General features: G+C 45.2%; 17 protein-coding genes. 9 read left to right on the plus strand and 8 right to left on the minus strand.

All coding sequences use genetic code 11. The annotated features are described in order from the left end of the window. From MHN00_RS04725 to MHN00_RS04740, 4 genes are all read right to left on the minus strand, one after another. The gene (locus MHN00_RS04725; RefSeq protein ID WP_239300471.1) at window positions 1-2,322 is read right to left on the minus strand and encodes a molybdopterin cofactor-binding domain-containing protein; all 2,322 of its coding nucleotides are present in this window, start codon (window positions 2,320-2,322) and stop codon (window positions 1-3) included. Window positions 2,323-3,318: 996 nt separating this feature from the next. Then, entirely contained in the window at window positions 3,319-4,197 is an 879-nt protein-coding gene (locus MHN00_RS04730) for a nuclear transport factor 2 family protein (protein WP_069944896.1), read from the minus strand. Window positions 4,198-4,199: 2 nt separating this feature from the next. Continuing rightward, entirely contained in the window at window positions 4,200-5,288 is a 1,089-nt protein-coding gene (locus tag MHN00_RS04735) for a nuclear transport factor 2 family protein (protein WP_039226041.1), read from the minus strand. 32 nt (window positions 5,289-5,320) lie between these two features. Further along, on the minus strand, window positions 5,321-6,934 hold the full coding sequence (locus tag MHN00_RS04740) for a sodium:solute symporter (protein WP_101565774.1): 1,614 nt from the start codon (window positions 6,932-6,934) through the stop codon (window positions 5,321-5,323). Between the two features lie 132 nt (window positions 6,935-7,066). Here MHN00_RS04740 and MHN00_RS04745 point away from each other — a divergent pair, with 132 nt between their 5' ends. From MHN00_RS04745 to MHN00_RS04755, 3 genes are all read left to right on the plus strand, one after another. Further along, window positions 7,067-8,065 carry an ester cyclase gene (locus MHN00_RS04745; RefSeq protein ID WP_239300473.1) on the plus strand — a complete coding sequence of 333 codons (999 nt, stop codon included), beginning with the start codon at window positions 7,067-7,069 and terminating at the stop codon, window positions 8,063-8,065. A gap of 547 nt (window positions 8,066-8,612) precedes the next feature. Further along, window positions 8,613-11,021 carry a TonB-dependent receptor gene (locus MHN00_RS04750; protein WP_239300475.1) on the plus strand — a complete coding sequence of 803 codons (2,409 nt, stop codon included), beginning with the start codon at window positions 8,613-8,615 and terminating at the stop codon, window positions 11,019-11,021. Window positions 11,022-11,204: 183 nt separating this feature from the next. After that, a complete protein-coding gene (locus MHN00_RS04755) occupies window positions 11,205-11,732 on the plus strand; it encodes an ester cyclase (protein ID WP_025256356.1) in 528 nt (175 codons plus the stop codon). A gap of 56 nt (window positions 11,733-11,788) precedes the next feature. Here MHN00_RS04755 and MHN00_RS04760 read toward each other — a convergent pair whose 3' ends face one another. Beyond that, window positions 11,789-13,912 (minus strand): TonB-dependent siderophore receptor, encoded by a 2,124-nt coding sequence (locus MHN00_RS04760; protein ID WP_239300477.1) that lies wholly within the window; start codon window positions 13,910-13,912, stop codon window positions 11,789-11,791. A 303-nt stretch (window positions 13,913-14,215) separates the two neighbouring features. Here MHN00_RS04760 and MHN00_RS04765 point away from each other — a divergent pair, with 303 nt between their 5' ends. Both MHN00_RS04765 and MHN00_RS04770 read left to right on the plus strand, forming a co-directional pair. Beyond that, entirely contained in the window at window positions 14,216-16,102 is a 1,887-nt protein-coding gene (locus tag MHN00_RS04765) for a TonB-dependent receptor (RefSeq protein WP_239300479.1), read from the plus strand. Window positions 16,103-16,112: 10 nt separating this feature from the next. Further along, window positions 16,113-16,556: a DUF6314 family protein gene (locus tag MHN00_RS04770; RefSeq protein WP_239300481.1), complete on the plus strand. Its 444-nt coding sequence runs from the start codon at window positions 16,113-16,115 to the stop codon at window positions 16,554-16,556. Between the two features lie 18 nt (window positions 16,557-16,574). On the opposite strand, the gene MHN00_RS04775 is transcribed toward MHN00_RS04770, so the two are convergent. The 3 genes from MHN00_RS04775 to MHN00_RS04785 all read right to left on the minus strand — a co-directional run bounded on the left by MHN00_RS04775 (window position 16,575) and on the right by MHN00_RS04785 (window position 18,887). Next, window positions 16,575-17,432, minus strand: coding sequence for an EamA family transporter (locus MHN00_RS04775; protein WP_239300483.1), 858 nt, complete (start codon window positions 17,430-17,432; stop codon window positions 16,575-16,577). Between the two features lie 71 nt (window positions 17,433-17,503). Next, entirely contained in the window at window positions 17,504-18,373 is an 870-nt protein-coding gene (locus tag MHN00_RS04780; RefSeq protein WP_110288127.1) for an MIP/aquaporin family protein, read from the minus strand. A gap of 322 nt (window positions 18,374-18,695) precedes the next feature. Continuing rightward, entirely contained in the window at window positions 18,696-18,887 is a 192-nt protein-coding gene (locus MHN00_RS04785; protein WP_014950632.1) for a hypothetical protein, read from the minus strand. A gap of 279 nt (window positions 18,888-19,166) precedes the next feature. Between MHN00_RS04785 and MHN00_RS04790 the strand changes: the two genes are divergently transcribed. The 4 genes from MHN00_RS04790 to MHN00_RS04805 all read left to right on the plus strand — a co-directional run bounded on the left by MHN00_RS04790 (window position 19,167) and on the right by MHN00_RS04805 (window position 23,928). After that, a complete protein-coding gene (locus tag MHN00_RS04790; RefSeq protein ID WP_110288128.1) occupies window positions 19,167-19,583 on the plus strand; it encodes a Dabb family protein in 417 nt (138 codons plus the stop codon). A gap of 159 nt (window positions 19,584-19,742) precedes the next feature. Then, window positions 19,743-20,075, plus strand: coding sequence for a DUF1904 family protein (locus tag MHN00_RS04795; RefSeq protein WP_110288129.1), 333 nt, complete (start codon window positions 19,743-19,745; stop codon window positions 20,073-20,075). Window positions 20,076-20,209: 134 nt separating this feature from the next. Continuing rightward, window positions 20,210-20,902, plus strand: coding sequence for a hypothetical protein (locus MHN00_RS04800; RefSeq protein ID WP_239300485.1), 693 nt, complete (start codon window positions 20,210-20,212; stop codon window positions 20,900-20,902). Between the two features lie 95 nt (window positions 20,903-20,997). Next, window positions 20,998-23,928, plus strand: a complete 2,931-nt coding sequence (locus MHN00_RS04805; RefSeq protein ID WP_239300487.1) for a cadherin-like domain-containing protein — start codon at window positions 20,998-21,000, stop codon at window positions 23,926-23,928. The last annotated feature ends 4 nt before the right edge of the window (window positions 23,929-23,932 follow it).

Genomic DNA, 23,932 nt, shown 5'->3' on the forward strand with positions numbered 1-23,932 from the left:
TTAACCCTCTGGATAGAAGTCACGAAGTGGAAAACGACGTGGTGCAATACCCGTCGCTCTGGCAAATGCGTTGGCTATCGCCGCTGCCGCCGCAGGCACTACCAACTCGCCTGCACCTCCCGGTGTTTCTCCGTTAGGCGGCATAAAGTGCACTTCAATATCCGGTGGCGTGTTGCGCATTCGAGCAATCTCAAAATCGCCATAACTGCTCTCGCGTATTGCGCCATTGTCGAGGTGTAAACTGGTGCGAATCATGTAGGTAATGGCATCGGTTGCCGCACTGATAACTTGTGCCTCAAGGCCGGTTGGATTCAATACTCGGTTCACATCCAGCGCAACAACAATCTTAGTGACTTTACTTTCTTTCTCCGGATTTTTGAACGTTTGTAATTCAACAAGCACTGCGGCTCGAGACTTATACTCTTTATGTAACCCGAGGCCCTGGGCCCGTCCTTTTTTCATTCTCCTTCCCCAATTGCCCTCTTGAGAAACTTTCCGCAGAACGGCTTTGGAGCGCTCATCATCCAGCATTTGTAATCTGAACTGGCATTCGTCCTCGTTCATTGCGCGTGCCAATTCGTCAACAACTATCTCGTTTGCGACGGCAGCTGTGCCGGAGTAGATGCCGCGCCAAGAGGAGGTTGGTACAACGAATTTTTTTTCGTTTAGCAGCAAGGAAGTTACACCAAACTTATATTGCACTAGTTGCGTTGAGTGCCAGACTGTCTGGCTGAAAGCAGCGGGAGCTAATTCTCCTCCCAATGCAGTAATACCGTCGCCAAAGCCATGTTCGAGATCCAATTCAGCGGTCGCAGCGCGATGGTCAAACGACAACACTTTTTTGCCAATTAAAAAACCTCTAGTGTAAGTCGCTTTTACGTTGTGCAAGCTGAGCGGTCGTGCGCGGCCAAACTTTGTGTCGTCCTGTCGAGTAAACATAAGTTTGATGGGGCGGTTTACAATTTGTGAAATACGCGCGCCTTCAACTGCTGCATCAAAAAATAAGCGACGGCCAAATGAGCCGCCGCTCTGAATTACATTCACCTCGACGTCAGTGGGTAAGACTCCAAGGTCACGCGCAATTTTTGCTTGTGCTGCAAGTGGCGTCTTGGCGCCAGTCCATACCCTGATCTTTGAGCCGGTTGCATCGGCAACTGCTGTCATGGTTTCCATAGGGGCATGTGCCAAATAAGGAAAGATGAACTCGCCGCCAACCGAATCGGTAGCCAGAGGAATTTTAGGTAAGGTTGGCAGGTTTATCGCACGTAACTGCTCAATGACCTCGGCGTCAGATAGATGTTCGGCAGCACCCACACTCCATGAAATATTAAGTGCATCACGCGCACGAAATGCTTCGCCAAAGGAGCGCGCAACAACGGCCACGCCAGAGGAATTTGCATCAACATCCAACGGAACTTCTTTGATGGCAAGGACGCCGGGCAGGCCTATTGCCTCAGAATCGTCAAACGTGATCACGCGACCACCTAAGCTGGGTGGCCTAGCGACCACAGTGGGCATCGCGTCTGGTATGTCGAGATCCATCGCGAAATCTAGTTTGCCGGTAACAATATCGCGCGCGTCAGCGCGCTTTTGCGGCGTACCGATAATTTTGTATTGAGACGGGTCTTTAGGCTTCGCCAGTCGAGCTGCATCGTTGCGTCCCTCAACACCTGCGGTGAGCTCAGAGTAAGCAATGCGGCTGCCATTGTTATCAATTGCAAAGCCATTTTCTGTATTAATTTCGTTCACAGAAATCCCGAAATGCACTGCGGCTGACAATTTTATCTTGTGTAACAGCGCTGCCGCGACCTTGCGCAACGGGTCCCAAAGAGAGGTTACCGCGTGAGAGCCTCCTGTTATTTGACCAGTCGCTCGTCTGATCTCTGCCGGAGATAAGGTCGCATCAATTGAGGACATTTCAACGTCCAGCTCTTCGGCAAGAATCATCATTGCAGCAGTTAATATACCTTGCCCTACTTCCATTCTTGGAAGCTCAAAACGGACACGGTTATCACTCGTTATCTTAATTAAATAATCGTAGTAGAAAGGGTCACCGGAGATAAGCAACAGATCTGTTAAATCCAGTTCATCTGCAAGTTCCGGTATTCCTAACAACCGGGCGTTGGCATCCTGAGGACGTATAGCTCCGCTAGTTATATGTAACGCAACAGCAAAACTCGACCCCTTAAGCATGTAACCAATAAACTTTCTTCGTCCGGTGCTTTCCAACCCGACAATGTGTTCGTCATCACTACCGGATTGATCATGTTTCTGTGAGGAGGTAATCGTCTCTATTTGTTCTGCATGGTTGCTTTTTGTCATAAATTCTCCGTTTCAGGTCAAGACCTTCAATCGTTAACTTAAGCTTAAGAAAAGTCGTTTATTTAACGTAGAAATTTGCAGCTTGCTATATAAATGTTAATGAGATGCTAACATTTCGTACACTTTATTAAACATTAATAATAAATAATGCTAAATAGGGGGGTACCCCTATTGTAATAGCGCTTTTACTCACTGCGAACGCGACTTTCTTGCTCAAAAGGGCAGAAGCTCACCACGGCCCGTGCTGGCTAATGGATAACTATCTGCCAGGGCATTGCTGGCTGCCATCAACGTGCCATCGCTGATTAAGGACGGAGCATAAGAAACATTAACGCTACAGGCTAGGTACAATGGCAGCCGTATTTGATTCTGGTAGGTTTTCCTAATAGGTGTTTTGAAGAAAATATGAAATGAGTTTTCGCCAAGGTAATTCAGTGAACTGAACTGTGATCCTAAAATTCGAAATGAGATTTGTGGAAGTTCTTGCCTCAACATATTGTATGCTCAAGCTCTCGCATGTTTTGCAACTTATGCATCAAAGTCAAAACCATCGTTGGATGGTGTAGTCGTCAAAGCTTGAGGTTTGTGCGGGTTCGAAAACCTGCTGGGCTCGACAAGTATTGGCGGTAATCGGAGAGTCTAATTTGTCTAAATGCATTATTAATTTGTTGATGTCCGCTTGACTGAACGGTCATCAGCAGTAATACAAGGGGCTATAGCCTCAGATCACTTATTATCACTTTTTACGTTTTTATGAATGTTTTCCATATAGGAATCTGAGACCAGGACCGAAGTTCAAGGAAATTTTCTGAATATCCGCTCCTTGCCAACAGCCGTCCCTTAAAACTAAAGCATCCACAAAAAAACTAACCCCTCAACCTCTAATCACCACTAATAGAAAGCCAAAAAAAACGCCTCTACACACGGAGAGGCGCAAAATTCTAACGTATCAAATTTTAGTGACTGGAAGCTGATACGTTAGCTTAAAAAGGGTGGTTAGAAGGGAAGGGGGGCACCAAAGCGTTTTTCAAACGCGATAGAATCAACTACCCAGTACTCGCTCACAATCTTATTCTCTTTAAACGTAAGCATGGTTGCTAAGGGCAGGCGCACGCGTATTAGGCCGTTATCAGTCTTCAGGTCTGCATCTATTCGCCATCTAACTAGCGCGTTACTTTCATCAGTTATTACTTGTTCCAACTGGCAGTAGCGGCGGTGTAACTTTCCCTCAAGTTGAGTCAGCCAAGACGAGACAGAAGGGGAACCTTCTTTGTTTAACACTTGGCTATTTACGCTAATATGGGTAGCGTCACTGTATAGTTCTTTGATGCCAGCCGTGTCGAAGCCTTGCCACACTTGCCACCATTGCGACAGTAGCGCCTTGCTCTTATCGCTAGTGTTACTTGCAACCACATCGTTAATGCCCGCATGGGTTGTCTTAAGATGAAGTTGAGGGTCAAATTCGCTCAGCTGTAATGGGTCTGGCTCGGGCCAAAAAGGTAGCGACATCGAGTTGTCATAGCCAGGGGCTTCTTTTGTATTGTAGTGTGCCGCAAGTGAAGCACTGTCTACCCATTGAAGCAATTGCTTGATAGCGCCATTGCGATGTTCGCATTGTGCAATAAAGTATGTGGTGGTCGATGCTGATGAAAGACAAAATACACCTGCTTCAACATCACCACTTTGCACCTTCGCGCATAATTCAACGGTCTCAAAATGCGTTGTAATATCAAGCCAATTAGCCATTAAACCCCGTTGCTGAATTGGCCCGTAGTGCAGTCTTTCTCCTAAAAGCCAGCGGCTTGAATGAAGCAAGGCAGCGGTAAGTGTTTGTGTGTCTTGTTTTTCTAGCAACTGCTGAATTGTGCTTAACATGCTTATGCCTCCGTCGCTTGTGGTAGTTTGCGCATAAGGTTTGCCAACGCTGCTACTTCGTCAAACACCGTAAACTCCTTGGCTATTACACCGTCTTCAATCTCAAAATGAGTTGCACCTAAAATGTAATGGGGTTGCTGATTAAACTGCGCATATTTGCTTTGTGTAGCATTGTAATGACCTGCCAGTCCCCACCTAAGCGCAATGTTCACGCGATTGTCGTCGTAATGGGTAACGCAAATGTGATCTACTACCATGTTGGCGTCTGGGCAACTGGCCAAGTACTTAATGAACATGCCGCCAATAGCTGCATTGCCAGTGGCTTGGCGTCCGCCCGGCCACTGCACTGACGCATTAGGTTTATAAAAGTCAGAGAGCTTATTGAACATGCGCTTATTGAAGATTTGGTCGGCCCATGATTTGGCAAAGTCGCCCCACGGCTTGTCTTGTTCTGGCAATGCTTCCCAGCGCGATGCCTCGTTAGCACATGTTCGTGCGTACTCTTCATTTAGCCATTGGGTAAACGTGCTTGAAACAGGAAACTTGGCTTGAAACGCTGCAGCATCGTCTAGCTCAATACCAAGCTGAGCGATAAGAAAGCTATTGTCTCGCATTAGCCATTCGTAAAAAATCTTATTGTCTCTGCACATGCAGTCTGCAATGGTGGTTACACGCCCGGTTTTGCCTGTTGGCGCGCCAAATTCAGAGGGGCCTTTATTGGTCATAATACTGGTGATACGGTGCGACGAATAATACACATCGTTGGCTTCTTCACGGTAAATAACGTCTTCACCTATAAGCGACCTGTCAGGGAAGGCGGCAATGGTTTTTAACGTATTTTGAACCACCACATCAACACTGTCGGCATAACCGCCAAGCGTATGTACCGGGCAGTAGTCAGCATAATAATCGTAGCAAGCGCCAATGTTTTTCTGCTCCCAAATACGATGGGTTATGCGCAAAATATAGTCTGCTAAGTCGACAAACTCTTCATCGAAACCCGCTAAGGTTTGCGTTTTACTTCGTGCAGGGTCCAGCATGTCATGCAGAGGCTGCCAATACACCGTTTTTGCTATGGATGTTTCGCTCATAGAATCTCCCTCAAAAGCGCTGAGTTTGGCTTTTAAAACATAAATTGAATTGAAAATAAGAACACGAGTGTGAGTAAGAAGAACCCAAACAATATGTAGTTGATTGGATCTACGCGGCCGGGTACGCGATACCATCCTTGCTCTTTCTCATCGAGACCTTCGCGCGCGAAGTGTTGCTGCTGCCCTTTAATGGTATAAGCGTTGTATTCGGTTTGAACGCCATCGATAAGGCGACTAGCAATCATAGACACCACAATGTTGGCACTTGCACCTATGATGCAGTACCAAGGCCACGCGATATCTGTATTTAAGGCCACTAAAGTCACAACAATAAAGCCGCTTAAGGTGCCAATGATCAGGCCATTTTCGGTTGTTTGCTTAGAGAAGAACCCTAAGAAGAACATGCCCATTTGCGCACCTACAAAATAGGAGCCTACTTTAGACAAAATTTCTAAAATTGAGCCTTCGCTGAATAGGTGGTAGCCAATTGCTGGAAAAATAATAAGTACAGCGAAGAACAAGGTAAAAATACGTGAAGCCTTAAGGTAATGGGCGTCCGACGCGTCTTTCTTGAAGTATTTGATGTAGAAATCGATAGTTGCCACTGTCGATAGCGAGTTAAATGAGGAGTCTAGGCTAGACATGGAAGCGGCCATAACCGCGGCTGCAATAATGCCCATTAAACCCGGCAAGCCGTAATCGGTTGCGAACTGCAAAATGATTGTGTTGCTGTTTTCGAAGGTTTTGCCTTGATAAAAGTCGTAGAACAACACGCCAAGTACAATGAAGAAGAAGTAGATGAAGAACGCGCAGAAACCCATTAATAAATAGGATTTCTTGGCGTCACCAATATTCTTGGCAGCCAGCGTTCGCTGCACCATCATTTGGTTGGTGCCGTAAACGGTGATGTGGTACAGCGTCATAGCAATAATGCCGCTCCACACTGTAGTTTCTTCAGTAAAGTCGAAGTCCCAATTAAGTGGGTTTAATTTACCCTGAGCTTTAAGCTCGCTCATTGATGAAGATAGTGAAGTGTCGCCGCTTTCAAGCAGGGCGTACATAATAATGCCCGCGCCCACAAATAAGATCACTGACTGAATAACGTCAGTCCAAATTACGGCAGTAATGCCGCCCATCATGGTGTAGATAAGCGCTATGGCAGTAACTATAACGATAGACCACACTACAGGTACGCCAGTAATGAACGACAACACAAGAGAGGTAGCATAAAGAATAGCTGCTGAGCTCATGATTTGGCTTAGCATAAAAATGCTGGATACCATGGCGCGGGCACGCTTGCCGAAACGCCGTTCTTGGTAATCGTAGATGGACGCTACACCTGCGTTATAGAAGAATGGGAAAAAGAATATGATTACAGCCATGATGACGAGAGGGTAGTTCAAATGAAGTGCTATAACAGATAGCCCCTCTGAATAAGCCCAGGCTGGTGCCCCAAGAAACGTCATGGCGCTAACGTAAGTGGCAATAACCGAAATACCTATTGCCCACCACGGAGTTTGTTTTTGACCGAGATAAAAATCGTCGGAATTTTTTATATTTTTACCAATCACCAAACCTAGCAACAGATTCGCAATGATGTACCCGCCTAAGATAGACCAGTTTAAAACGCCAAAATTTTCAGTCATATTCTTTACTCTGCCTGCTTAATAAGCGCGCTTTCTATTTACAATAATATTCAACCTAATACATAATGACTTCGAAGTCATTAATTATTTCAGGCCAGTATTAACAATTTTTTAAACAAAGAGGCGTAAGTCATGAGTTTTAATAGCGAAAAAGCCGTTGTCAGATCCTATCAAGCCGCTTTTGACAAAGGTGAGGCAAGTGATGTTAAAGGCGTAGTGAAATCGTATGTTTATGAAAATGCAAAGATTTATGCCTGCTATCCGTTTGATAAATGTTCGACTCCAGCAGAATTAGTGAAAGAGTTGTGGGAGCCGTTAAAACAGAGTTTTACGCGTATGAAGCGCCGTGAGGACGTATTCATGGCGGGAGATAACAGTGCCGGCGAAGGCAAGTGGGTTATGTCGATGGGTCACTTTGCTGGACTGTTCGACAAGCCTTTTCTTGGTATTAGAAGTACGGGGAAACTGGCTTTTTTACGGTATGCCGAGTTTTTTGAAGTACGTGAAAATAAGATAGTTAGCCACGCTATTTTCTTCGACTTAATTGCACTAATGCAGCAAGTTGGGCTTAATCCTTTGCCCGTAGAAACTGGCCATACGTTTGTTTATCCAGGGCCATGTGATCACAACGGTTTACTGTTTGAAGAGCAAGATCCTAAGGAGTCTAAAAAGACCATTGAGCTGGTTGAAGAAATGGTAAGAGACCTAGATTCTTTGAATAAATCGGGTAACGACAACTGTCCACCAGAACTTCTCGCCAAATGCTGGAGCGAAGATATGGTGTGGTACGGGCCAGCGGGAATAGGGGCTACATACACCATCGAGCGTTACCAGCAGCAACATCAATTTCCTTTTCGTAAAGGTTTGAAAGATAAAGTGTTTAATGGTCATGTGGCGCGCTTTAGTGAAGGCAGTTTTGCCTGTTTCTTTGGCTGGCCGAACCTATCGAATACGGCTGGTGGCGGCTTGTTCGGCATGCCGGCGTCGGGTATTCGTGCCGACATGCGAGTGGTTGATGTGTACTATCGCAAAGGGGATAAATTACTGGAAAACTGGGTGTTGATGGATGTGCCTTATTGGTTAAAACAGCAAGGGTTAGATATCTTATCGCGCACTACCACCTACAGTTAATCGAACAATACCAAAGGCTTTATACCTGAAATTGGTGTACTGACTGACGTCATTTCCCCTCGAAGCTACCTAGCAAAACGTCCGTTTTTGCTAGGTGGGCTTTCTGATAACCCAAGCTATCTCAAGTGCACTTTCTTACCTTTTTTCACTAATGCTTAACTCATGCATCAGCATTCGGTTTCTATCCATTCGAGTGCCATTTTTCTATGCAGATCCTACCAGTCATTTTTGACTTGAAGTCTATATTTATACTTCGAAATCTTGTTTTTTGCTGTCATTGCTAAAGCTCATTGTTTATAAATAAAGCCTTTTGTTACATGCATTTATTTGTTCTTAATGTATTTAAACAAAAAATTAAAATTCATGAATTAACAATCTTTGAACATTTTTATTGACTTCGAAGTAAATTGAGTTGTATGTTTGTTTAGACCAAGAATTAAACAACCTAGTATGATGTTGTCACAGGCAGGGTCATCAAAGGCTTGATAAACGCAGGGCACTAACAGGTTACTGCAGATAAGGTTTTATTAATCCGGGAACTATCACGATGAAGCAAGACCAACGAAAGTACCATACAACATACCTCTCCCGCGCTATTCAAAGTGCACTTCTAATCAGCGTTAGTTTTTGCGCTAGCGCCCAACAAGAAACCCCTGACAGCGAAGCTAAAGCAGCGGGCGTTGAACGTATTGAAGTAACAGCAAACCGACAATCTCAAGATTTGCAGGAAGTATCGTCTTCTGTGAGCGCGTTAGGTGCAGATGATATTTTGCGTAACGGCATTGAAAATATTAGTGGTCTTGAAAACGTTGTTTCCGGATTAAGAATAGGCAGCTCAGGTGGTGAAGTTCGTCCCGCTATGCGTGGTGCTCGTACCAACGAAGTTGGCGTGGCCGGTACAGGTATTGCTGAACAAGTTGTTGGTATTTTCCAGGATGGTATTTATGTGCCAACGACCACCGGTGGCTTAGGGGCTTACGTTGATATTGAGCGCATTGAAGTACTGCGCGGGCCGCAGGGAACACTGTATGGAAGAAATACATTTGCAGGTAGTATCAACGTTATTTCAAAGCAGCCTGAACTTGGCTATACCAGTGGTTCTGTGAAACTTACTCATGGTAGCTATGACCGTTCGGCCTATGAAGCTATTCTAAACCTGCCGCTTAGTGATAAGGCCGCTACGCGCTTTGTCATGAGTCACGACCGTCATGACGGCATGATCGAAAACCATTTCTTGCCGGGCTCGTCAGACGATTTACGTGAGAAAAACCAATTCTACTTACGTAACACGACTAAATACGAATTCTCAGACGATGTTACTGCATTGCTTCGCCTTGATTACAGTAAGAAAGACGCAAACTCAGAAGCAATTTGGGGTTACCAACAAATTGCGGGATATCAAATTTCTGAAACCTCACCGGGGTCGGGCGTTTACAACCCTGTTGCTACGGTAACACCTGGCCACATTTATCAGCCAGCTGATGCAGAGCGAGATGATGAAGGCCCATACGATGTATACAGAAATGCGGTGTCTTTCGATAACCAAGAAGCATGGTCGGCAACCTTGACCCTCGACTGGGCGATGGACTGGGCAAACGCAAAGTGGACCACCAATTATTCTGAACTGTCAGGCGAGCAATTCTACGATAACGACTACAGCGATGGTGGCTTAGACTTTGTTGGGGGCTTTGGACGTCAGGACGATCAAAAAGCGTTTTCTACCGAACTACAGTTGTCATCTGTTGAAAGCGATAGCCCGTTTTCTTGGATAGCAGGCGTTTATTTGTTCTCGCAAGAAGCGGATTGGGAATGGCTGTGGCGTGAGGATACAACCGGTAACGGTGAGCCAGATTCTATTACGGTTCCTTCGTGGGGAAATCCAAATCACGACCCGCATGAAGTCGACTCTGTAGCCGTATTTGGCCAAGCTCGTTATCAACTTAACGACAGCAACCGCTTGTTGGTTGGCCTTCGCTACAACAAAGACGAAAAGACATTTACAGGCGATTCAATTCCCGATTGGGACGACTCAGCGGTATTGTGGAAATTAGCTTACGAGCTAGATGTTGCAAAAGACATGATGGTCTATGCCAGTGCAGCAACAGGTTATCGTACTGGTGGTGCTAACGACGCGAGGGTGGTAGCGCGTGGTGCCGATCCGCTATACGACAATGAAGAAGTTATTTCTTACGAAATTGGTTTGAAGAGCTTTTTATTCGATAACACCGTTCGGTTTAACGTTTCTGCTTTTGCAAACCAATACGATGACGTGAAAGCGCAGCTGTTTGCAGTATCGTGTAACGACACAACAACTGAGTTAACCGTGGCACAGTGCGTTTCTACTGGCGTTAGTACAACCTTTGAATACTATGAAAACGGTGGTCAGGTTGACACCTACGGGTTAGAAGCTGATTTGGAATGGCGCCCACTAAGCGAGTTAACGTTAAATGCAACCTTGGCGCTTCTTAACGCCGAGTTCGCTGACGACTTTGCTGTAGGTAATTCTCAACTTCAGCCATTACTTGGGTTAGGCAATGTTGATGGCCGTCAGGATATAAACGATCCAAATAGCCAGTTTAGCTTTGCGGGTTACTCTCCAGCTATGTCGCCAGATTATACGCTGGGCCTAAGTGCAAGGTATGAGTACTCATTGCCAAATGGCGGTTACTTAACGCCTTATCTTCATGTGAACTTTGTTGACGATCACTACGCGTTTGATATCAATATTCCTGAAACAAAAGTAGATGCTCACGCCATGGTAACGGCTCGCATTTCTTGGGAAGTAAATGAAAACTTAAACGTCGATTTCTTTGCAAATAACCTGACGGATGAAGAAGTGCTTACTCGTGCAGTGGTTCAGTCTCAAGTGCTTAATGGGCTGCCTATCAACTCCATTCAGGCAAACTGGAATAACCCGCGTACATACGGCGTAAGCTTACAGTACAAGTTCGATTAACACGTGTAGCGCAGTGCGCTATTTTAAACGCTGAGCAAACTGGGCAATCACTAGGGTGATGAGCCCAGTTTTGGTTCTTAGCGCTGAATATCTACTTTACGCTCTGTTTCAAAACCCTAATTACGCATTCTTTAAACAGAGCTTTTAATATGCAGTACTCAACACTTTTTGGGGAGATATGAGATGAAAGGTTCACGTCCAGAACAAGGCATTCTTACAAAAGACAACGACTTGTCAAAAACGCAGGAAACCATTGATACCATTGACGCTATGGTCGATGGATTAAATGATCATGATATCGACAATATGGGCCGTTTCTTCAGCGAGAACTTTCGCTGGATGGGCAATGCAGGTTGCGGCTTCAAACAAGGGTTAAAAGAGTTTCAAGACAACTGGCAGCGACCGTTTCAGGCTGCGTTTTCTGATAAAGTTTGTATAGATGAAGCTCGCGTCACACAAGGTGAGTGGTGCGCTGCGTTTGGTCGCCAAGAAGCGGTTCACACTGGGACCTTTATGGGAATAGAGCCTACTGGTAAAAAAGTCGAAATTCGCTATATGGATTTTTGGAAAGTGGTAGACGGTAAAATTGTAGATAACTGGGTTAACGTTGACTTCCCCTACATTATGCAGCAGCTAGGTGTAGACCCGTTCAACGGACACGGGTGGGAAAACCGTGACTCAGGGAAAATGCCAGTGCAAAACGGCGAATAGAAATGTATACCAAACAAGCCGGAACATCGAAGCCACCGGCTTGTTTGATTTTATTACTAGAACTGGTACTTAACGCTTACTGTGTAGTTAGTCGGAGAGCCCGGCATGGTCCAAAGCTGATGGTATGAGTTCTCAAAATAATCTCTGTCGAACAGATTATTCACGTCAAATCTCATAGAAAGTGCATCGCTGATATTCACCGACCCTGCTAAGTTCACAAGGGTATAAGACGGCAAAATGAATGTTGGATCGGTGGTTTGTCCTAAGCGATCGCCCACGTAACGCATGGTCACACCAAAGAACGCTTCTTTTTCAAATACGCTGGTGAAATGGTTAAGCGAGATATACCCCGAATGCTTGGCGATATTGATTAATCGCGACCCTTTAGCTATAGGCACGCCCCAATCCAAGTTATTGACTTCGTTAGCGGTTTTAGCATCTATGTATGCGTATGCCATATCAAGGCGAATGTCTGAAGTAAGGTCAGTGGTTAACTGAAATTCTACCCCTTGGCTTTCAACTTCACCGAGCGTAGCTGAAAAGCCAGTGTTAGGTTCAGCGGTAAGCATGTTGGTCTTTTCAGCATCAAAAATAGCGACGCTACCAGAAAACATATCAGCAATGTTTTCCCACTTAGCTCCTACCTCAAAAGAGGTGGTCTCTTCAGGGTCAAACGCGTTGCGGTCAGAGTCAAGTCCGGAGTTGGGTCTGAAACCTTCTGCATAACTAGTGTAAAGGCTTACAGAATCATTGATTTCATACACGAAACCAAAGCGTGGCGTCACTTCCGTTTGGTCTTGTTCTTGCCCTTCATTGCTTAACTTATTAAGAATGTCTTGCTCGAATTTGTCCACGCGAAAGCCAACTAAAAGCTTGGTTGCTTCGCTAAGTTCTATAACATCTTGTGCGTAGAAACCTAACCCTTTTTGCTTTTCAGCCGTGAGTGTAGTGGGCGTAACGTCAGGTCTGAAAATAGTGTAGTCTGGATTTTCAGGGTCGATGCTATAAGTGGTATCACCCGCCCCCCACGCAGTGCGCAAACGACGATAGTCTGTATCGATGTGGTAGTTGTAATAGTCCAAACCAAACAAGACGTTATTTACGAAGCCTGCCACGTCCACCACGCCACTTAATTCAAAGCGTAGTGATAAGTCTTGCGCTTGATAGTCACGGGTTCTGCGTTGCCTTGAAAGTATAGATGGGTCGGTATACAAAAGCTGACGGCCTTCTGACAGTTCAGTATCTGAAGACTGCCCTTCAAAAGAAGAGTCTCTGTAGGCGAAGCCACTGAGTAAATGCCAGTTGTGATTCAACTCGTGATTTAACACTAGCTGATGTCCGAAGGCTTCAACTTCATGCGCTCCGTCTCTAACATCACCATAAAAGTCTTCGGCATCTACGGCGTCAAAGTCGTTATTTACTATGAACACACCGCGATCAAGCGGCTTTTCCTGATCCAGTATTTCCATCTGATAGCTTAAGCTAGTGTGATCAGAAATGTTCCAAATGAATGAAGGGTTAAGGTTCAAATTCTTGAAAAACACGTTATCGCGATAAGTATCAGAGTCTTCGTATGAACCGTTAACGCGATACGCCATGTCTGAATTAATGCCGTTCGTGTAATCGAACTCTACTTGTTTTTTATCAAAATTACCTACGGTACCCTGGATGTAGCCTTGCTCTTCGAACTGAGGTTTTTTGGTAATAACGTTAATGGTACCGCCAGGTTCACCTTGACCATATAAGGCTGAACCCGGCCCCTTCATTACTTCTATGGTTTGAACGTTAACCGTGCTTCTATTACCGCTATAGCCACGCACGTTGAAGCCGTTTATTAAATAACCCGATGGGTTATTTTCATCGCCAGAAAAACCTCGGATCGCAAAGCTATCGAACATGCCGCCAGAGTTGTTTTGTCTAACAATGGTGGGCGCAAAATCTAGCGCATCGATGAAGCGCGTGATCCCTTCATTCGCTAAGGTATCAGCAGTAATTCGGTCGATTGCTTGTGGGGTGTCGATTAGCGGTACATTACCACGGTATGGCTGAAAGTGTCTTTTTACCTCAATGTGTTCAAGTTCATCATGAGCACCTTGAAGGGAGCTTTCATCACTTTGCGCAGCGGCGCTTACTGATAATGCAACTAAAGAAAATATAAACGGTGTTTTAAGGTCAGGCATAAGCAAGGTATTACGTGTCTTTGGCAGGTTTTGTAGAGGTCGCGAATGTTATGTTATCTCGTTTCTTTTAGCAAGAAAGGTAAGCAAACAATAAGGTGAGATTGATGATTAATGCGGGCTGCTACAGATACATACAGGCTGTTTATATTGATAAATGGAAATGTGCAGAGCTGTGAGTAAAAATAAACTTACTGGTCTAAACTGACCTGCGCAGCGTTTTCCTCGGTCTACTAATGCTATACACTTCGCGTTTTTATTACTCTTGCCTGCAGGCTGAACCTAAATTTTTAACTAGGACACTGAATGCGTCACACAACCCTATCTTTACTCTTTTGTACTTTACCTTTTGCCGCCATGGCCGCTGAAAGTGTTGATTCATCAAACGCTAACTCTGGCGTGGACAGCAACGAAAAAGGCGTAGAAAAAATTACGATTGAAGGGGCGGCGACGGCGAACAACGAGCCGGTAGGGACGTTTAATTCACCTATATCTAACTTAGAGTACGATCCGCGAGTCGATTTGCAATCAAGAAACATGGCAGAAGCGCAGGCTGACGTGACTATTCGCGGCGGTATATTCGAAAACACGGGTTTTCGCATAGGAAGCGCAACGCTGATCGACCCGCAAACGGGGCACTATTTCGCCGAGATTCCTATTGCGCCAGAAATGTTGACGAAGCCGAGTATTTTCACGGGCGTCGATAACGCGCTTTACGGCGTAAATAGCTCTGTAGGTACGGTGTCTTACGGCTGGCGTCCCATCCAAACAGCAGGCAGTGTGTCAGTGGGAATAGGTAATAACAACTTCAATTTGCAGCGTGTACACGGTGCAGTAAAGCACGCGCTTAGTGATTTACCCGGTTGGTCTGTTGGCGTTGAAGGAGAGTATTCTCGCTCTGAAAGTGATGGCACTATTGCTAATGGCGATCATAATTTCGAACGCGCGTCAGGGCGTATTCAGCTGGCAAGTAATGACTCACAAACCGACGTGTTTTATGGCTTTCAGCAAAAGTTTTTTGGCTGGCCTAACTTGTACACGCCTTTTAATGTAAACGAGACAGAAGACATTCAAACCCGTTTGGTCATGCTAAATCACAAACAGCGCTACGGCGAAGAGAGCATGAAAAATACCTTTGAGGTTTCTGCTTACTACAGAGAGAATGACGACCATTACGTATTTTCACGTGAAAATCCTGAAGCGTTTCAGGCGTTTCACGAAACCAAAGTGAAGTCATTGGCGTTTTCCGGTACTCATAATGTTTCGCAAGAATTTAGTATCAACTACGCAGCACAGCTTACTGCAGACGACATCACCTCAACCACGCTAGAGAACAATTTCACCTCTCGCGAATACTACAAAATAAGCGTAGTGCCCGAGTATCGAACTCAGTTGAACAGCAATGAATTGCTTACCGTTCGTTTAGGTGGGGCGTTTGACGATACAAATCGCGACGACGACCGACTGTCTTTTGTGGGCGATATTAGCTGGCTTACCCAAGCAGGGAGCAATGCCTCGCGTACACTCTATCTTTCGTATGCAGAGGCGACGCAGGTGGCTGGCTACACTGCTGTAGGCGGCAGCACCACAAGCGGTCTGTTTAGAAGTAACAACCAGTTACAGCGAGAAGTCAGCAAAAACTTAGAGTTTGGGGCGTCATTTGATAAAACGTCTTTCAAAGTTGATACCGCCGTATTCTATCGCTGGGATAACGAGCTGACAGATTGGACGTATAGCTTCGACGCTACTTCAGCACGCAGTGCAAACCCAGTCGATATCGAAACCTTAGGTGTTGAGGTGATTGCCATTAAACGCTTTGAGAGCGCAGATGTGGTGGCCAGCTACACCTATTTAGATAAGTCTGAAGACTATCGAATTGATGAGGTAGACGCGAGCTTTTACGCGCTTAACTATCCGCCGCATCGCGCCACCCTTGGGTTGGTGTGGTTTGCAACCGATACGGTTGAAGTGCGCATTGACAACGAGTGGCGGAAACAAGAAACCAATGCGCTTAGAAACGGCGGTGACTCTGCGTTTTTCTCACATGTCACTTTCACATATTCACCTGCTCAGGTTGAAGGGTTAAGCCTGGTATTGGCAGTCGATAACTTGTGGGATGAGCGCTTTGAAGAAATCCCAGGAACGCCGGGGCGCGGCGACCAATATTCTGCCACTGTTACCTATTTTTGGTAAGGGCGGCGCAATGACAGTTAATTATCCTCATACCTTGGACGATTTTGCTGGACGATGGACGCTAACGCGCAAAATCATCCAGCGAAATGGCGATGTATTTACCTTTTCTGGCGAGGCTGAATTTAGCTGGCTGGAAGGCAGCGTACAAAAAGAAAAAAGCGGCTTGGCGTATTACGAAAAAGGCGAAGTAACTGCGCCTAACGAAAGCGTAATGCCCGCAGAACGTCGGTATTTCTGGCAGCAGCCTCAAACTGGTTTATTTGAAGTGTTGTTCGACGATGAACGTTATTTTCATTCTTTCAGTTCGACCAATCCAAACGCTGAGCACTTGTGCGGCGACGATAATTACGTGGTGCGCTATGACTTCACAGCGTGGCCTGTGTGGCGCTCTACGTGGCAGGTCATCGGGCCGCGCAAAGACTACACCATGGTGAGTGAGTATAGTCCTGCGTAGCTTTGGCCTTTTTGAGGCTTAAATCTGTTTCTTGGCGTATTGATGAGACATCCAAAGTGCAATAGCAATGATGGCACCGCCAAGAAACAGGCGTGTAAAATCGGTGTCTTTTTGCCAAAGCAGTAAATTAACCACAAGCCCTGCCGGTATAAGTGCGTTATTCATTATGGCTAATGTACCTCCAGATACTTTAAGCGCGCCTTGGTTCCAAAAGTAATAACCAAGCCCCGACGCCACAATACCCAACCACAGTAGCACTCCCCATTGCTCGGTGTTCTGCGGTAGTTGGCTTGGGTTGCCAAATAGGAAGAACGCAGGTAAGGCAACAGCCAGTGCGCCTAAATAAAACCACGCGAATACGTTGTGATAGGGTACTTGAGCTGTAAAAGTCGAGGTCAGCTTTTTATAACCCACTTGTCCTAGTGCAAAGGAAAGATTAGCACCCTGAACAATGGCAAAACCAAACCAGTAGTTATCAGTCACGCCTTCAAAGCGAATTATGGCTGCACCTGCGGTGGCAATAAGTGCGCACAATAAATAAAACGGGGTAAACCGCTTAAACAGGGCGTCGTTCAAAATGGCGACATAAAGCGGCGTGAAAATGGTGAAAAGCAACACTTCTGGCACGCTTAAAAACAAAAATGCGTGATAGAAGAAGATGTACATCAGCCCTAATTGCACAGCACCTAAACTGGCCAGAATCACCTTTTGTTTAAGGTTCAATAATGCTGGCCTAAGGAAAGGAAGGAAGACAAGTGTGGCGAGCACAATGCGTGTCAAAACAGCAAAATAACTGTCTACTGAGCCCGCCAAAAACTCGCCTATGAGCGAAAAGGAAAATGCCCACAGGACAGTTACTGCTATTAAATAAAACACACGCTATGCTTCTTTGTAAGTTCAACCGCGGCGTAAAATAGGCCATCGCCGCTCGTATATCAATAGTTAGCTTACCCTCTATCAACACTCGCTTCAGAAGTTTGTGTAACAGCGGAAGTTTCGCAATCGTTTGGAATAGTGCAAGCGCGACTTTCTGGCGAAAGGGAATGACCTATTAATACAGGGTACAGCCAAGCGCCAAAGCATGCTCCACATATAGGCGCTACAATAGGCACAATAAAGTAGGGGATGTCTTTCGCCCCATCAAGCGCATACTCCCATCCTGCAATATAGGAAAAGAGCTTAGGACCAAAATCGCGAGCTGGGTTCATGGCAAAACCGGTCAACGGCCCTAAAGAAGAGCCAATGACAGCAATGACAATACCAATTAGTAGCGGATTCATGGCTCCACGGGATGCGCCGTTATTTTCATCTCCCAATGCCAGTATTGCGAACATCAAAACGGCAGTGATAACGAACTCAACGCCAAAGGCTCCCCAAAATGAAAGGGCTTTGTGGGGAAAAGTAGAGAAAATGCTTGCTGTTGTGAGAGCGTCTACACTATCGCGCGAGAGGTTATGAGTGAGTTCATAATCTATAAAAAGTTGATGATACAACCCGTAGATAAGTGCAGCAGCAGCGAATGCCCCCAAAAACTGGGAAAGAATGAAGGGGGCAACTTTGTGCTTTTCAAAACCGTGAAAAAGCGCAAGCGCAATAGTTACCGCTGGATTGATATGTGCACCGGAAACGCCAGCAGTACAATAAATGGCAACAGCGACGCCAAACCCCCAGACAATACTGATTTCCCATTGACCGAACGAGGCGCCTGTTAATACCAATGCTGCAACGGCACCAACACCGAAGAATATCAGAATTGCCGTGCCTATGAATTCAGCAACACACTGGCGGAAAAGCGTTGGTTCCGTGAGAGGTAACATAATTCTTCCTTTTAATCTTTAACCAGTACAACGCATTGATCAGAAAAAGAAGCGACAGAGCTATGTTATGAAGAATGAAAGCTGAAACCGTTTTATGTGGCGCAATAGTGCATTAACCGTTCATTCAACTAACAGGCCGTTAGGTGCTAATTCTGACGCAGCTTCCCATGTACATTTACTAGGAAAGCATCATAAAACGAACATAAACGAACTACAAATGAGCAAAAACGAATATTTATCGTTCTTGGTGTTGATACTGGTATTCAGCTTGGTATAGCAGCACCGTTGTTACCTCAGAGCGGTAATCCTAAAAAGGCCAGTCTTAGTGGAGTACGGATAGCTCAGTACTGAGGCTAGCATTTTTGTTGTCGCTATCGCCTTTTAACTCTCCAGCTTCTTCAACCAATGCCGTCATAGCGTCAATAATATCGAGGAAGCTTGCTAGCTGCTCTGGCGTTAGACCATTAGATAAGTTTTCAATTTTATTGATAAGCTGTTTGGTAGGTAAGCGCATAGCGTCAAAATCTCGTTGTTTACATGTTTAAAATTCAGTTTCTTTAGGTATCTTTCAAGTTGCTTGCCAACATGCAGAATATTAAATTCCTGGCGCTTTCTTGCCTTGCTAATTGAGTTCAGATCTATTTCGCAGTGAAAGACAGAGCTCACAAGTGTGTGTTTACGCGAAGATGAACGGGTTCCTATTGCTTCAATTGAGATCCAATGTCATTGTAGAAACATCAGCATGTTCAATGTTTATGACAGAAATCTACAGCTAAGGTAAGCAGGCTCTATTATGGCAGATACAAAAAGACGACAATTTTTAGCAACCGCAGGAGCGTTTGCTTCGCTATCTGCATTGCCCGCTATGGCGCATTCGTCCCGCACCACAAACGCTGAGTTACCACCTATCCTTCATATGGTTTACTTCTGGCTGAAAGATCCAACGTCAACAGAAGATAAGCAAAAGCTCATTGCTGGTTTGCAATCGTTGCGCGCTATCCCACAAGTTCACTCGCTTCACATTGGTGTGCCTGCCAATACACTAAAGCGTGACGTGATAGATAACTCGTTTGACGTGTCTGAACTTATGCTATTTGAAAGTGTTGAAGCGCAAGATGAGTACCAGCTTCATCCTATTCACAAAAAGTTTGTGGAAGAGTGTTCTCATTTATGGCGTGAAGTGGTGGTGCGAGATTCTGTTTCGGTATAATTCTTAATTTGCCGTGAGAACGTTTTACCCTTTTACCGAATAGTATGGTATTCATCGCGTACTAAAGGCGAATCCTCAGTCTAGACGCTTTTAAAGCGTGGTATGATGCCGTTTAGAAAATTCCGGTACACAAACTAAAGAGTTATTAAAGGACAAAAAATGCCGCACATTCGCGTAAGAGGTATCGAGCAATCAGCGTTAGAAGAGGTTGCAGGTTCAATCGTTGAACAGTTTGCCAAACTGACCGACACCCCTAACGATCATTTCACAGTAGAGCACATTGCGAGCCAGTTCATTGTGGCCGGTGGAGCCTCTTCGGCTTATCCGTTTGTAGAAGTTTTGTGGTTTGATCGCGGGCAGGATGTCAAAACTGCAGTGGCTCACGTTATCGATACTGCGCTTCGCCCCTTCGTAGGAGAAGATAAGGACATAACCGTTTTATTTGAAGATCTCAACGGTAACGATTATTACGAGAATCGCGAACATTTCTAGCGTTTGTATGTCTTGTTAAGCTCCTGCAGAGCAAGGTTATCTAGTCCTTTTTCATTGCTACTTTTCTCTTTCCATCTTTTTAAAGGTTCATCATGTTCTTTGAGCGAGTTTCGCATCGTCCACTGTTTTTAAACGTGTCTTTTTTGATTTTTCCTGTTTTACTAGCGACGAGTTTTGGCCTTCATGCCAAAGTATTTTTGGACGAAAAGACTCTTGTTTACCAAGGTGGGATCTCAAAAGAAAACAACGAAAATGCATTCGAACTGTTTAAACAGGCAGAGGTGAAACCTACTACTTTGGCAATTACCAGTGGTGGCGGCAATGTAGATTTAGGAATGGACTTAGGAGAGTTTGTTCTTGAACACAGCCTGGATGTAAAAGTGAGCACATTTTGCTTTTCTTCTTGCGCAAACTACGTATTCACCGCGGGTAAAAACAAGTGGCTTGGAGAAAAAGCGGTACTGGGTTGGCATGGAGATGCGGCTTCAGCCTATTGGCGAGACAGCGATATTGACGCCATGGTAAGGCATTTCGAGGGCGAAGAGAAAAGCAAAAAATGGCAAGAACTTCGACAACATTACGATGACATCACACAAAGATCTGTTGCCCGAGAAAAGCGGTTTTTTGAACGTATTTCTACCGACCATGCACTGCTTACTATAGGGCTATCGAAAGACCTAATTAAAGCAGCGGTTGAACAAAAGGCAAGAGGGTGGACGGCTACTCCGGCACTGCTAGAAAAAATGGGGGTAAATAACATCAAGTTTATATCATCTCCTTGGCAGCCTGGAAACAATCCTCGTTTCCCGCTTTTAATTCTTCAATAAAGAAATGTAAAGATTTGAACTTTTAGCAAATGAGAATTGATATCATTTGCATTATTTATTAGTATGCGCTCCCTTTTTGCTTGGAGTTGGCATACATGGCACTTGAGTTCGTTCAAAACAAAGAAAATAGACGAAGAATTAACGTAAAACTGGCGTGTTTGACTACGTCTGTTTTAGCGTTAACTGCATGCGGCGGTGGAAGTGGAGGCAATAACGCGCCAAGCTTAAGCCAAGCTAGTTTATCAATAACTACGCTTGAAGATAATACCGCAACCGGAACGGTTGTGGCGTCAGATTCAGACGGTGACACGCTAGGGTTTTCAGTGGGTACAAGCCCCTCTAATGGAAGCTTAACCGTAAGCCAAGACGGTAGTTTTGTTTACACCCCTAGTGCCGACTTCTTTGGTGAAGACACGGCAAGCATCACAGTATCAGACAGTATCGAGTCAGTAAGTGCATCGATTTCTTTTACGGTTACAAATGTAAACGATTTACCTGTCATTCAGACCTCATCGCTAGTTGTCGGTAGTAACGGCGAAACAACCGGAATTATCGAGGCCACAGACGTTGATGGGGATACATTGACGTTTACCGTGAATGCCCAACCTGAACAAGGTGTAGTAGACATTGATAGCGCAACCGGGGCGTTTACTTTTGTCGCGAACGAACTTGCCACGGTTGACGACAGCTTTGTAGTGAGTGTGTCAGATGGCATCGGTGAGCCAGTGCTTGGTACTATCGATTTAGGTGCCTCGTATGTGAGTAATGAGGACAAACTTACTTATTATTACGCTTCGTCTCATTCACATATTACAAACGCCGAAAATATGGTGGTAAGGGATGGTACGAACGATGTTTTTGTCATTACTGACGCCGAAGTGGCAGAAGATGCCTACATCAATATTGCCGTTGGCTATGCAGTAGCAGGCTTTGCAGACTTAAGTTTACAAACTATCAATGAGAAGGTCATCACCCGTTCAGGTAAAGCTGAAGCGCTGCGCTTAAGTGCTAACGAACTGGAAAGAATTGGGGAAAGTGACACTGCAAAAATTTTCAGAACCGAAGCCGTCGTTCAGAAAAATGCGTATATTGCCGAGCTTGGTTTAGATAACTTAAGTACAAGTGATGCCACCTTTTATCGAAAGCTTGTTGAAGATTATATCGACGCCGATGACTTTGATTCTGCAGTAGTTGTATTAAACATCACCCGAGCCTACGCCGAAGAATTGTCTGATTTGACCCAAGCGCGTACCAGCGCACACGGAAAATTTGGCGTTTTAGCTACAGACTTATTGGCGAGCCGTGTAGAAGCCTACGCTACGCAGCAGTCTGATTTAAACTACGAATCAGTCATTACCGCGTTAGACTACGCAATTCACATTGCGGATACCACAAGCTTTAATACGGTAAGGGGAAACAACAATTTTACTAGTCGTACGTTACTGCTAGTCGAAGCGACGCGCTACGCATATGCCGCTAGCCTAATCGGCAGCGATGAACAGAAAGCAGAGCTGACGCACAGAGCAAAAACCTCATTAGCACGCGGTATATCAATGTATGTGACCGCTGACTATGACGATGCTTATCGCGTTGATGTGGCTGACTATGCAGAAGAAACGTTAAGTCGCTACCCAACGGGACTGGGTAACCTGACTGGCCCCTTCGCTGCTCTTTATCCAGATTATATTGCGGCAAACTCTACCGAGACTGCTATTGGTAATTTACCGCTAATGTTAGTAGAAGAGGAAGAGGGCTCAACAGATTTAGACACTAAGAAAGCGTATCGCGATCACTATGCTTACAGCATTGTAAGCCGCGCATTTAACGGTGAAGACTTTACCCCGCTTATTGAAGCGCTTACCCATACCTTTACTGTGACCTACACTGACACCGAATACGTGGTTGAAGCCCTAGTAGAACAGGATGATGCTGGTTTTCTTGATAAGCGTGCAGCGTGGTTTTTACACTATTCAGGCCTGAATGCTGAAGCTCGACAAATGACAACAGCGGCTATCGACGTGCTATCCACCCAGGCTTATTTTGATGACGTTGGTTACAACGTAGATAAACTGGTGGAAAACTATGGCTGTAGTCGTTTCGTCGAGCTTTACGCGGAATTTGGCGGTGACAATGAGACGCGAAATACTCTCTATGGTAAGTGTTTAGATATAGTGGCTTTGTACTTTGGCGAAGATAGCCAAGCCTCAGAGCTCCAAAAAATGAATGCGTTTATCAATGCCGCTTTTATCCAGCGTGCACTGGGTAACGAAGAAGGTATGCAAAGTGCCATAAGCGTAGCTCGAGCCAATGTAGAAGTCCTTGCAGGAGACGATGAAGATCTTAGCAGCTTGTTCGAATCCAGAATCTATATTGCCAATGCATTTGCGTCGCTAGGCGAGCTTGAAACGGCGGCCTCTATGTTCTCTACCATCGCCGACCAGGCTGTAGAAGCGGTATCTAACGCGGCCACAATAGAAGACAAGGTTGATGCGGTAGACGATATTCTTGGTGAGCTTGAAGCGGTTTTCGAACCAGATGACAGCAACGCTTTTTTAAATATTGACAACCTGCTACTTGCCACTAAAAAGCATGCTGGTCTAAATGAAGAATATGCTCAAGCTATCAGCAGTATCAAAGCTACAGGCGCTGCTTTACTAGAAAGCTTACTGGCAGCAACATCTGAGTTTGCAGACAGCGAAAACGTCGATTTTTACGAATCATTCATTGAGCAATATGCATGGTTAGGTAATTACGAAGACGCGCAGTCGTTATCTGTTAACGAAATCTACACCACTGCGGATAGCGAAGCCTTATTTGCAGTTATAGCGGAAACAATGGCGACCCAAGATGACTTCCCAGCATCGGCAATAGCCAACGTAGATACTGACAATGATGGTCTTCCCAACTTTTTCTTATTAAATGCGACCGAAGACGCTATCTCTGAGTCTGGACTTAGTACAGACAACGACGCTGATAACGACGGCATTGAAGATCCTAACGATCTAAACCCTCTAGACAAAGATTAAGCAT

Origin of the sequence: Alteromonas sp. Cnat2-8, assembly GCF_022348355.1 — a bacterium.
GTDB classification, from domain to species: domain Bacteria; phylum Pseudomonadota; class Gammaproteobacteria; order Enterobacterales; family Alteromonadaceae; genus Alteromonas; species Alteromonas macleodii.